Below are 11,715 nucleotides of genomic sequence, written 5' to 3'. Positions count from 1 at the left end.
CCGGGGGGGGGGGGGGACCCCCACGTGACACCCCGGGGGGGGGGGGGGGGGGCGGGGGGGGGCGGGCGATTGTGGCGCCGGGCGGGGCGGGCGGGCCGGGCGACCGCCGGCCGCCGGGCCGGCCGCGACAGGGCCAGGCCCGCCCCCACCCCCACCACGATCCCGACGGCAGCGAGGGGGGCGGGCACACCACACCGACCGGCCACGACCAGCACCGGTAAGAGCAGCAACACGGGCACCGCCGTGGTCGCCGCCGCCGGCGACGGCCATCGACCGCCACCGGGCCCACCGGCGGCCCGGGAGTCCCTGGGGGCCCGAGTGGCTCCGGCAGCCGGGGTGACCCGAGTGGTCCCAGTCGCCCCGGTAGCCCTGGGGGGCTCAGTGAGGCTGGCGGCGGAGGCGGCGGCGGCGATACCGGTGCCACTGGCGGCGCCGGAGGCTTCGGCGACCCTGGCGGCATTGGCCGCACCAACAGCCCCGGCGCCACCAGCGACCCCAGATCCACCGGCGGCCCCGGCACCCCGGCTGGCCCCAGGCACCCCGGTAGCCCCAGCGGCACTGACGGCGCCGGAGGCTTCGGCAACCCCAGGGGCACTGACGTCCGGAGCAGCCTCGGCGATACCGGTGACCCCAGAGACCTCGACAGCCCTGGTGGCTCCAGCAACCCCGGTAGCCCGGGTGAGCCCACTCGCCCCGGTATCCCGGGGAGCCCCAGTGGCGCTGGTGGCGGTGGTGACACTGGCGGCGGTGGTGGTGACACTGGTGGCGACGGTACCGGTGTCCCCGGCAGTGCCGGCGGCTCCAGCAGCCCGCCCCGCCTCGCGGTTCACAGGCCGGCGTGCGGGAGGTTGAGGTACGGGAAGACGTCCGTGGCCGGCTTCGGCTGCCAGTCGAAGGACGGCGGCGGCAGCAGCTCAGCGGCCGAGCGGCCGTTCCACGGCTCGCCCTCCAGCATCCGCAGCAGCGGCGGGTCGATGACGTCGTTGGGCCGGCGGCCGTTCGGCCAGCCCTGGAGGTCGCCGCCGAGGACGCCGTCCGGGTTCGGCGAGCCGCTGACCGGGGTGGTCAGGTTGAGCCGGAGCTCCTCGGCCCAGCGGATCGCCCGCGGGTCGGCGTCGGCGTTCAGCGTGTGCGTGGTGAGGTCGAAGCCGAACCGGGCGCCGTTGTCCTTGCCGATGCCGCCGAGGTAGAGGGCGCGGATGTCCGCGCGGGGCCGGGGCGGGGCGGCGAAGCCCTGGGCGGCCTCGATCCGGCGCGGGGGCGCGGGGTCGAGCGCGGCGTCGAGGAAGGCCTGGTCCTGCCAGTCGTCGGCGGCGGCGCGGGCGTTGAACCGGTCCTCGGGTCCGCCGGGGGCGGCGTTGTTCGCGGCGGAGCCCCAGAGCGCGAAGCAGACGTGCGGGTTCCCCAGCCGGCCGACCTGGCGGTACACCGGGTCCTGGGCGCGCAGGTCGCGGGCGAGGTCGGCGCCCTCGCGGGAGACGGTGACCCAGACGCCGACCACCGGGTTGCGCGCCGGGTCGCCGTTCAACGCCAGCTCGCGCTTGGGCACTTGGAGGATCAGGCTGCTGACGTTGACGGCCGAGAGCGGGTTGGGGCCGGGCAGCGCGCCGGGGACGGGGCCGATGGTGCCGAGCACGAAGAGGCCGACGACCCGGGTGTCGATGAAGAAGGACTCCGCCGTCTGGGTGGCGACGGTGCGGCCGCCGCCGGGCAGCGTGCGGGTGGCCTCGGCGCGCAGCGCGCCGTAGTCGGGCATCAGGGTGAGGCCGGTGTGGGTGGGGGCGGCGGTGCCGTCGGCGATCAGCGTCTCGACCGCCCGGCCGGGGCGGACGCGTTCGAGGGTGTAGCGCTGGCGGAAGAGCAGCCCGGAGTCGCGCAGCGAGCGGACCGGGGTGGCGGCGATCGGTCCGGTGCCGAAGGGGCGGCGGTCCTCGTTGCGGAAGGTCCAGCGGTAGGTGAGGTCGGGGACGCCGTCACCGGTGGCGTCGATGTGCAGCTCGTACCGGGCGCGGGTGGCGAAGGGGTAGTTCAGCGGGGCGGCGCCGGGGAGTTGGGCGGAGTGGACGTCGGCGATCAGGGTGACGGTGTCCGGGGCGTCGGGGCTGGTGAAGGCGTAGACGTCGGTGATGTTGGCGGGCTGGTCGACGGCGACGCCGGGGGCGTCGAAGTGACCGCCGGCGCGACCGGTGCCGAGCAGCGGGCCGCCGAGCGAGGCGGCGGTCAGCAGACCGGTGGCGGCGGCCAGGAAGCCGCGCCGCGAGGTGGCCGGTGAGGGCCGGTGGTTCCACACAGGGCTCTCCAAGAGTCCGGAGGGAAGGGGAAGTTGGGCAGGGAGGGCGGCCGCGCGCCGGTGGGCGCCGACGGCCGACCGCCGGTCCACGCTAGAGGGCGCGGCGATCTTGGTTCGAGCCTGCGGAAGCCCACTCACCCGGACGTGTCGGGTTTTCCCTCCTGAGGGGGAACCGGGCGGATTCCGGCACATCCGTGCACCTACGATCCCGGTTGATCCCTTTCCCTTCGCCATCGAACACCTTCCCGGGCAAAGGGATTTGACGACTAATCACCTTTCATCGACTCTCATTCGGAGCAGTGATCCCCGATGCGCATCCGCCGCGCCATGGCCGCCCTGCTGGCCGCCGCCACCCTCACCGCACTCGGCGCCCCGGCCGCCGACGCCACCACCCCGTCCGCCGACCGGGCCACCGCCCCGACGGCCGCGGCCGCCTACCGGGCGCCGGGCCCGTACGTGTCGCCGTGGGGCGAGGCGCAGGTCGCCTGGAGCCCCGGCTTCAAGGCCGCCCTGGACGCCCACCACGTCACCGTCACCCCGATCGCCCCGGTCACCCGGCTGCCCGAGGACTCCGGGCTGATCAGCGCGATCGGTTCGACGGCCGGCTCGTACATCGACCTGGTCGAGTTCGGCCGGGTCTACTACCGGGGCGGCTGGACCTTCACCAACACCGACACGCAGGGCAGTTGGACCGCTGACGACTTCTGGCTGCGGTTCTTCCCGACCCAGGGGCTCTCCGCCTACCCGGCGATCAACGGGGAGCGGAGCAGCCGCGAGCAGGTCTTCGCCTCGTACACCCTGGAGGGCGCCGCCGTCGGCGGTGGCGGCTGGGGGCTCGACCCGACCAAGGTCGCCGTCAAGACCTCGAAGGTGCCGCTCACCCTCACCCCGCTGGGCGCGGACGGCCTGAACCGCGCACTCGGCACCGACTTCCGGGCGGGCGACGAACTCGGCATCCTCTCCGGCCAGTTCCGCTACCTCCCGGCCTGACCACCGATCACATCCCCTCTATTCACCAGGAGTTCACCATGAACCGCGTCCTGCGCCGTCTCGCCACCCTGGCCGCCGCCACCGCCCTGCTCGCCCCGGCGGCCTACGCCACCGACGCCTCCGCCGCCCCGAAGGCGGCCGACACCACCGCCGCGTCCGCCAACCGCGCGCCCGGCGTCTACATCTCGCCCTGGGGCAGTGCGCACGTCGGCCTCAGCGACGAGACCAAGCAGTGGCTCCGCGCCGAGAACATCACCCTGGAGGCGATCGCCCCGTTCGTGCTCGACGCGGACGGCAACGGCTTCGACATGCCGATCGGCTCCACCGCCGGCGACCACCTGGACTCCCAGGGCCGGATCTTCTACCCCGGCGGGATCGTGCTCCACCACCCGGCCTCCGGCCACACCTTCCGGCTGGAGCCGACCTGGATCCGGGTGATGCCGACCCCGCTGTACTCGGCCGGCCTCTCCGTGGACGACGCCCGGGTGCGGGACGAGTTCCCGGTGGCCGACACCACCTACGCGGACGTCATCGCCAACGGCCGGCCGACCCTGACCGGGTTCAAGCTGGAGAAGGTGCCGTTCCGGGTCACCCAGGACACCTCCGATCTGATCGGCCGGTACACCGGGCGCCCCGGCCCGCGGGTCGGCAGCGAGTTCGGCACCCTGACGCCGCGCTTCGACTACGTCCCGGCCGGCTGAGCCAGCCTGCCCCCGGGTCCGCCCCTCCCGGACCCGGGGGCACCCCCACCCCCTCCACCCCCCGCCAACTCCCGCATATAGAAAGACAATCGCCTATCTCCCTCGATCGAGGGAACTATCGCTCGTGCCCCCATTTTCCCGGCCCGATGGGGGAACATCAGCACGTCCGCGCCCGAACGACCCCCGGTCGGACGGCAAAACCCCCGGCCCCTGGATCAGCCCGTGACCACCACCGCCCCCGTGTGGGACTGTCCCTTCAACCACACCGACGGCCTGGAGTTCGACCCGCTCCTCAAGCGCCTGCTCGCCGAGGAGCCGATCGCCAGGATCCGCCTGCCGCACGGCGAGGGCGAGGCCTGGCTGGCCACCCGCTACGAGGACGTCCGGGTCGTCACCACCGACCGCCGGTTCAGCCGCGCCGCCGGCATCGGCCGGGACCTGCCCCGGATGACGCCCGCCCCGATCGCCCAGGCCGAGGCGATCAACCTGATGGACCCGCCCGCCCACAACCGGCTCCGCCGCCTGGTCGCCAAGGGCTTCACCAACCGCCAGGTCGAGCGGATGCGCGCGCACACCCAGCAGGTCGTCGACGGCTACCTCGACGAGATGACCGAGCACGGCGCCCCCGCCGACCTCGTCCACCACCTCTCCAGCCGGCTCCCGATGACCACCATCTGCGAGCTGCTCGACATCCCCGCCGAGGACCGCGCCGAACTCCGCGGCCACGCCGTCGCGATGATGGCGATGGGCCCGGGCAGCGGCACCGGCCAGGTCGACGCCAAGGCCGCCCTGCGCGGCTACTTCGCTGCTCTGACCGCCGCCCGCCGCCGCGACCCCGGCGAGGACCTCATCAGCGCGCTCGCCACCGCCCGCGACGGCGAGGAGCTGCTGGACGCCGACGAGCTCGCCGTGATGGCCATGGTCCTGCTGGTCACCGGCCACGACACCAGCACCTACCAGCTCTCCAACATCACCTACACCCTGCTCAGCCACCCCGAGCAGCTCGCCAAGCTGCGCGCTCAGCCGGAGATGCTGCCGCGCGCCCTGGAGGAGCTGCTGCGCTTCATCCCGTTCCGGCAGGGCGTCGGCATCGCCCGGGTCGCCACCGAGGACGTCGAGCTCGGCGGGGTGCTGATCAAGGCCGGCGAGCCGGTGCACGTCTCCTACCTGGCGGCCAACCGCGACCCGGCGATGTTCGAGCGCCCCGACGAGCTCGACCTCGACCGCGGCGCCCCCACCCACATGACCTTCGGCTACGGCACCCACCACTGCCTCGGCTCCCACCTCGCCCGGATGGAGCTCCAGGTGGCGATCGGCACCCTGCTGACCCGGTTCCCCGGGCTGCGCCTCGCCGTGCCGGCCGCCGAGCTGGACTGGCAGACCGGTTCGATCTGGCGCTACCCGAGGACGCTGCCGGTCGCCTGGTGACCGCGGCTCCGCGCCGCGCCGCCCGTCCGACCGCTTCCACGGACCACCAGGGAGACCTCCACCCATGGCAACCCTCTGCCGCCCCGCCATCGCCCTGCCCGAGCACGTCATCACCCTCGACCAGACCCTCGACCTGGCCCGCGAGCTGCACGCCGGCCACCCGCAGCTCGGCCTCGCGCTGCGGCTGATCGAGAACACCGGGGTCAAGACCAGGCACCTGGTCCAGCCGATCGAGGAGACCCTGAAGCACCCGGGCTTCACCGTCCGCAACGCGGTCTACGAGCGCGAGGCCAAGCGCCGCGTCCCCGAGGTCGTCGAACGCGCCCTCGGGTACGCCGACCTCGCCGCCCGGGACATCGACCTCATCCTCTACGTGTCCTGCACCGGCTTCATGATGCCCTCGCTGACCGCGTGGCTGATCAACCGGATGGGGTTCCGCTCCGACACCCGCCAGCTGCCGATCGCCCAGCTCGGCTGCGCGGCCGGCGGCGCCGCCGTCAACCGGGCGCACGACTTCTGCCGCGCCTACCCCGGTTCCAACGTGCTGATCGTCGCCTGCGAGTTCTGCTCGCTCTGCTACCAGCCCACCGACCTCGGCGTCGGCTCGCTGCTCTCCAACGGCCTGTTCGGCGACGCGATCGCCGCCGCCGTGCTGCGCGGCCGCGGCGGCAGCGGCGTCCACCTGGAGCGGAACGGCTCGCACCTCGTCCCCGACACCGAGGACTGGATCTCGTACGGGGTCAAGGACACCGGCTTCCACTTCCAGCTCGACAAGCGCGTCCCCGGCACCATGGAGATGCTCGCCCCGGCCCTGCGCGCGCTGGCCACCGACCACGCCTGGGACGTCTCCGGCCTCGGCTTCTACATCGTGCACGCCGGCGGCCCGCGCATCCTCGACGACCTCTGCCGCTTCCTCAACCTGGAGCCGGCCGCGTTCCGGTTCTCCCGCGCCACCCTCACCGAGCGCGGCAACATCGCCAGCGCCGTGGTCTTCGACGCGCTGGCCCGGCTGTTCGAGGAGGGCGGGGTGGAGGACGGCACCCAGGGGCTGATCGCCGGCTTCGGTCCGGGCATCACCGCCGAGATCTCGCTGGGCAGTTGGGCCGGGGTGCCGCTGGAGGCGGTGGTCCCGCGCCGCCCGCGCGCGATCGACGCCGCCGAGCTGACGCTGGCTCACCCGACCACCCCCCTGCTGCGTCCGGCCGGGACTACGATCACCGAATGACCGAAGCGACGGATACCACTCATGCCACGGACACCCATGTCACGGACACCGACGCCCAGACCTCATTGATCCCCAGACCCGGCCGGGCCGGCGCCGACCGGGGGGCCGACCGGACCGCCGGCCCTGCCTCCGGCCCGACGCCCGGGCTCGCTGCCAGCGCCGACCGGGCGGCCGAGCTGGCGGCACTCTTCCCCGTCCTGCACGCCCCGCAGTACTGGACCTGGGGCCGCTTCGACGCGCAGTTCTCCACCGTCCTGCCGCCGGACGAGCTGGTCACCAACATCCACCTGGTGGGCTTCACCGACGACGGCCGGGTGGTGCTCTGCCGCGACGAGCGCGACCACTGGTTCCTGCCCGGCGGCACCCGCGAGCACGGCGAGTCCGTCGCCTCCTGCCTGGTCCGCGAGCTGCGCGAGGAGGCCGGCGCCCGGCTGCTCGGCGAGCCGGTCTGGCTGGGCGCGCACCGCTGCGTGACCGACGACCCGACGCCGTACCGGCCGTGGCAGCCGCACCCCGAGAAGGCCTGGCTCTGGGGCTGGGCCGAGGTGACGGTGGACTCCGTCCCGACCAACCCGGACGACGGCGAGCAGGTGGTCGAGGTCCGCGCGGTGGAGCCCGCCGAGGCACGGCGGCTGCTGCTGGACGGGCGTGAGGAGTGGTGGGGCGAGCTGATCGGCCTGGCGGAGGAGCTGCGGTCGCGGCCGCACTGAGCGCCCGGCAGGGTCACTGGAACGGCTCAACAGCGAGCGGTGTTGTCCGATATGTGGTGATAGGACTCGGACATGGACAACTACCCGCTGCTGAACATCTTCTGGACGATGCTGGAGCTGTTCCTCTGGATCCTCTGGTTCTTCCTGCTGTTCAAGATCATCACGGACATCTTCCGCAGCCACGACATGAGCGGCTGGGCCAAGGCCGGCTGGATGGTGCTGGTGATCCTGCTGCCGCTGATCGGCGTGCTGGTCTACGTCATCGTGCGCGGCAAGAGCATGGGGCAGCGCGACGTCGAGCAGGCCAGACAGAGCGAGGCCGCGTTCAAGCAGTACATCCGGGAGGCGGCCGGACCCTCGGCGGGCGGCGGGGGCAGCCACGTCGACGACCTGGCCAAGCTCGCCGACCTCAAGGCCAGCGGGGCCATCTCCGAGGAGGAGTACCAGAAGGCGAAGGACAAGCTCCTGGTGTGAGGCGCGGGGCGGTGCGGGTGCGGTCGTGGGCCGGTGGACGCGCGTCCGCCGGCCCACGACCTTCGGGAGGTCTCAGCGCCGCCCGGAGCGCCGGTCGCCCTTCTCGCCGCCACCGGTCAGGCCGGCCCGGCGCAGCGCGTCCGCCATGGCGCTGTTGCCCAGCGAGCCGGAACCGCCCGAGCCGCCCCGGTCTCCCCGGTCGTCCCGGCGGCCCTGACCGCCGCCCTGGCTGCCCTGGCCACCGCCCTGGCCACCGCGGCGGTCCTGGCGCGGCGGACGGCCCTGCCGCTCGCCGCCCCGGTCCCCGCGCTCGCCACCGCGCTCGCCGCCGCCGCCGCGTCCGACCTCGTCGTCCAGCCGCAGGGTGAGCCCGATCCGCTTGCGCGGCACGTCCACCGAGGTCACCCGGACGGTCACGATGTCACCCGGCTTGACCACCTCGCGCGGGTCCTTGACGAAGTTCTTCGACAGCGCCGACACGTGCACCAGCCCGTCCTGGTGGACGCCCACGTCCACGAACGCGCCGAACGCGGCCACGTTGGTGACCACGCCCTCCAGCACCATGCCCACCTCCAGGTCGCCGATCTTGTCGACGCCCTCCTTGAAGGTCGCGGTGCGGAACGCCGGACGCGGGTCGCGGCCCGGCTTGTCCAGCTCGCCGAGGATGTCGGTGACGGTCGGCAGACCGAAGGTGTCGTCGGCGAAGTCGCCCGGGCGCAGGGTGCGCAGCCGCGCGCCGTTGCCGATCAGCTCGCGCAGCTCCCCGCCCGTCGAGGCCAGGATCCGGCGCACCACCGGGTACGCCTCCGGGTGCACGCCGGACGCGTCCAGCGGGTCGTCGCCGTCCGGGATCCGCAGGAAGCCCGCGCACTGCTCGAAGGCCTTCGGGCCGAGCCGGGCCACGTCCTTGAGCGCCCGGCGGGTGCGGAACGGGCCGTTGGCGTCGCGGTGCGCGACGATGTTGTCGGCCAGCGTGCCGGTGATCCCGGAGACCCGGGTGAGCAGCGGCGCGGAGGCGGTGTTGACGTCCACGCCGACCGCGTTGACGCAGTCCTCGACCACCGCGTCCAGCGAGCGGGACAGCTTCACCTCGCTGAGGTCGTGCTGGTACTGGCCGACGCCGATCGACTTGGGGTCGATCTTGACCAGCTCGGCCAGCGGGTCCTGGAGCCGGCGGGCGATCGAGACCGCGCCGCGGATCGACACGTCGAGGTCCGGCAGCTCCTGGGAGGCGAACGCGGAGGCCGAGTACACCGAGGCGCCGGCCTCGCTGACCATCGCCTTGGTGAGCTTGAGCTCCGGGTGGCGCTTGATGAGGTCCTCGGCGAGCTTGTCCGTCTCCCGGGAGGCGGTGCCGTTGCCGATCGCGACCAGGTCGACGCCGTGCTTCTTCGCCAGCGCCGCGAGGGTCGCCAGCGCGGCGTCCCACTTGTTGGCCGGCTGGTGCGGGTAGATCGTGTCGTAGGCGAGCACCTTGCCGGTGGCGTCCACGATCGCGACCTTCACCCCGGTCCGGAAGCCCGGGTCCAGGCCCATGGTGGCGCGGGTGCCGGCCGGGGCGGCGAGCAGCAGGTCGCGCAGGTTGGCGGCGAAGACCCGGACCGCCTCGTCCTCGGCGTCCTGCCGCAGCCGGCCGCGCAGGTCGATGCCGAGCCGCACCAGGATGCGGGTGCGCCAGGCCCAGCGGACGGTGTCCCCGAGCCACTTGTCGGCCGCGCGGCCGTGGTCGGCGATGCCGAAGCGGGCGGCGATCCGCTGCTCGTAGTCGCCGGCGCCGGGCAGGTCGCCGGACTCCTCGCCGTCGTACGGGGAGAGGTCGAGGTCCAGCACCTCCTCCTTCTCGCCGCGCAGCATCGCCAGGATCCGGTGCGAGGGCAGCTTGGCGTACGGCTCGGCGAAGTCGAAGTAATCGGCGAACTTGGCGCCGTCCTGCTCCTTGCCCTCGCGGACGGTGGCGACCAGCCGGCCGCGCGTCCACATCCGCTCGCGCAGCGAGCCGACCAGGTCGGCGTCCTCGCCGAAGCGCTCCACCAGGATCGCCCGGGCGCCCTCCAGCGCGGCCGCCTGGTCGGCGACGGCCTCGTTGAGGTAGCCGGCGGCGAGCGCGGCCGGGTCCTGCGTCGGGTCGGCGAGCAGGGTGTCGGCCAGCGGCTCCAGCCCGGCCTCGCGGGCGATCTGCGCCTTGGTCCGCCGCTTCGGCTTGAACGGCAGGTAGATGTCCTCCAGCCGCGCCTTGGAGTCGGCGGCCAGGACCTGCGCGCGCAGCGCGTCGTCCAGCTTGCCCTGGGCCTCGATCGACTCCAGAACGGCCGTCCGGCGCTCCTCCAGCTCCCGCAGGTAGCGCAGCCGCTCCTCCAGGGTGCGCAGCTGGGCGTCGTCCAGCGAGCCGGTGACCTCCTTGCGGTAGCGGGCCACGAACGGGACCGTCGAGCCGCCGTCCAGCAGGTCGACCGCCGCCTTCACCTGCCCCTCGCGGACGCCCAGTTCATCGGCGATCTTCCGCTCGATCGCCTGCTGGGCCTGTCGGGCCGCCTGTTCGACTGGCGTGGTCACGAAGCCGGTCACCTTCTTCAGAGTTGCTGTGCGTACCCCCGCAGTCTGCCAGCTACCGCCGACCCCCCACCCCGCCCCCGGCACCCCGGGCGTGGCGCCCCGGCAGGACGGATGCGGGGTCCGTCGGGCCGGTGGCGGCGGCTCCGGACCGGGCGGCCGCGCTTCCGAGCGCCCCCCAGGAAACCCAACACCCCCGTGAAATCCTCGCGTTCTCACCCTAGTGTTCGAAATAGGGCTCTTCGCGGGGCGGTCCGGGCGTACAGTGCCGGGCATGTGCGCAGCCGCCCGGACGTCCGACCACGACCGCATGCACGACGACGACCACCAGCACGACCACCTCTACGACGAGGTGCACGACCGTCTGCACGAACGCCTGCACGACGAGGAACCCGACATCGGCACCGGGCTGGTCCGACGGCTGATATCGGTCCAGTTCCCGCAGTGGAAGGGCCTGCCGCTGGCCCCGGTCCCGATCAGCACGACGGACAACGCGATGTTCCGGCTCGGCCCCGAACTCGCCGTCCGCCTCCCCCGGGCCGCGTGGGCCGCCGGCAACCTCGCCCGCGAGCAGTACTGGCTCCCCCGGCTCGCCCCCCACCTGCCGGTGCCCGTCCCCGAGCCGATCGGCCACGGGCGGCCGACCGCCGGCTACCCGTGGGACTGGACGGTGCTGCGCTGGCAGGACGGCGTCACCCCGGCCGCCGGGGCGCTCGCCGACCCCATCCGGCTCGCCCACGACCTGGCCGGCTTCATCACCGCACTGCGCGCCGTCCAGCCCGATCCGGACGCGCCGCCCGCCGCCCGGGGCGGGCCGCTGGCCGGCCGCGACGCCGCCACCCGCGCGGCGATCGGGCGGCTGCGCGGCGTGATCGACACGGAGGCCGCGGCCACCCTCTGGGACAAGGCCCTCCGCCTGCCCGAGCACACCGGCCCGGCCACCTGGACGCACGGCGACCTCTCCCCCGGCAACCTCCTGGTCAACGCCCCCGCCCCCGGCACCCCCGGCGGCCGCGCCGTCCAACGCCTCTCCGCCGTCCTGGACTTCGGCCTGGCCGGCGTCGGCGACCCGACCGTCGACCTGCTCCCCGCCTGGAGCCTGCTGCCCGCCGCCGCCCGCCCGGCCTTCCGCACCGCCCTGGCCGTCGACGACGCCACCTGGGAACGCGGCCGCGCCTGGGCCCTCTCCATCGCCCTCGTCCAACTCCCCTACTACCGCACCACCAACCCCCCGGTCGCCACCAGCGCCCGCCACATCGTCCGCGAGATCCTGGCCGACCGCAGCGTGTGAGTGCCGACGGGAAAACGCGGCGGGGTGGGCCCGGAGGATCCTCCGGGAGCGGGCCG

Annotated in this window: 9 protein-coding genes; 7 read left to right on the top strand and 2 right to left on the bottom strand. The window is 73.9% G+C overall.

What is annotated here, in order from left to right; all coding sequences use genetic code 11:
- Window positions 1-826: 826 nt before the first annotated feature.
- Window positions 827-2,302, bottom strand: coding sequence for a DUF4331 domain-containing protein (locus AB0N76_RS37565; protein WP_363565253.1), 1,476 nt, complete (start codon window positions 2,300-2,302; stop codon window positions 827-829).
- A 297-nt stretch (window positions 2,303-2,599) separates the two neighbouring features.
- On the opposite strand from AB0N76_RS37565, the gene AB0N76_RS37560 reads away from it, so the two are divergent.
- From AB0N76_RS37560 to AB0N76_RS37535, 6 genes are all read left to right on the top strand, one after another.
- Entirely contained in the window at window positions 2,600-3,280 is a 681-nt protein-coding gene (locus AB0N76_RS37560; protein WP_363565251.1) for a hypothetical protein, read from the top strand.
- 38 nt (window positions 3,281-3,318) lie between these two features.
- Complete coding sequence (locus tag AB0N76_RS37555) at window positions 3,319-3,981, top strand: hypothetical protein (RefSeq protein ID WP_363565249.1); 663 nt, start codon at window positions 3,319-3,321, stop codon at window positions 3,979-3,981.
- A 222-nt stretch (window positions 3,982-4,203) separates the two neighbouring features.
- Window positions 4,204-5,409 (top strand): cytochrome P450, encoded by a 1,206-nt coding sequence (locus AB0N76_RS37550; protein WP_363565247.1) that lies wholly within the window; start codon window positions 4,204-4,206, stop codon window positions 5,407-5,409.
- A 64-nt stretch (window positions 5,410-5,473) separates the two neighbouring features.
- On the top strand, window positions 5,474-6,634 hold the full coding sequence (locus AB0N76_RS37545; RefSeq protein ID WP_363565245.1) for a type III polyketide synthase: 1,161 nt from the start codon (window positions 5,474-5,476) through the stop codon (window positions 6,632-6,634).
- A complete protein-coding gene (locus AB0N76_RS37540; RefSeq protein WP_363565243.1) occupies window positions 6,631-7,344 on the top strand; it encodes an NUDIX hydrolase in 714 nt (237 codons plus the stop codon). The genes AB0N76_RS37545 and AB0N76_RS37540 overlap by 4 nt, the downstream gene beginning before the upstream one ends.
- Before the next feature lie 72 nt (window positions 7,345-7,416).
- Window positions 7,417-7,818, top strand: coding sequence for an SHOCT domain-containing protein (locus AB0N76_RS37535; RefSeq protein ID WP_363565241.1), 402 nt, complete (start codon window positions 7,417-7,419; stop codon window positions 7,816-7,818).
- A 72-nt stretch (window positions 7,819-7,890) separates the two neighbouring features.
- On the opposite strand, the gene AB0N76_RS37530 is transcribed toward AB0N76_RS37535, so the two are convergent.
- Window positions 7,891-10,371 carry a Tex family protein gene (locus AB0N76_RS37530; RefSeq protein ID WP_363565239.1) on the bottom strand — a complete coding sequence of 827 codons (2,481 nt, stop codon included), beginning with the start codon at window positions 10,369-10,371 and terminating at the stop codon, window positions 7,891-7,893.
- Window positions 10,372-10,642: 271 nt separating this feature from the next.
- Between AB0N76_RS37530 and AB0N76_RS37525 the strand changes: the two genes are divergently transcribed.
- Window positions 10,643-11,659 carry an aminoglycoside phosphotransferase family protein gene (locus AB0N76_RS37525; RefSeq protein ID WP_363565237.1) on the top strand — a complete coding sequence of 339 codons (1,017 nt, stop codon included), beginning with the start codon at window positions 10,643-10,645 and terminating at the stop codon, window positions 11,657-11,659.
- Window positions 11,660-11,715: the final 56 nt, after the last annotated feature.

Origin of the sequence: Kitasatospora sp. NPDC093806, from assembly GCF_040683335.1 — a bacterium.
Taxonomy (GTDB): Bacteria; Actinomycetota; Actinomycetes; order Streptomycetales; family Streptomycetaceae; genus Kitasatospora.
Note: the sequence above shows the minus strand (reverse complement) of the source record. Positions and strands in the feature narration are given on the sequence as shown.

Bases quoted from the DNA above. Each gene is read 5' to 3' on its own strand.
- AB0N76_RS37535 (WP_363565241.1), top strand. From the start codon at position 7,417: ATGGACAACTACCCGCTGCTGAACATCTTCTGGACGATGCTGGAGCTG.
- AB0N76_RS37560 (WP_363565251.1), top strand. From the start codon at position 2,600: ATGCGCATCCGCCGCGCCATGGCCGCCCTGCTGGCCGCCGCCACCCTC.
- AB0N76_RS37540 (WP_363565243.1), top strand. From the start codon at position 6,631: ATGACCGAAGCGACGGATACCACTCATGCCACGGACACCCATGTCACG.
- AB0N76_RS37545 (WP_363565245.1), top strand. From the start codon at position 5,474: ATGGCAACCCTCTGCCGCCCCGCCATCGCCCTGCCCGAGCACGTCATC.
- AB0N76_RS37525 (WP_363565237.1), top strand. From the start codon at position 10,643: ATGTGCGCAGCCGCCCGGACGTCCGACCACGACCGCATGCACGACGAC.
- AB0N76_RS37555 (WP_363565249.1), top strand. From the start codon at position 3,319: ATGAACCGCGTCCTGCGCCGTCTCGCCACCCTGGCCGCCGCCACCGCC.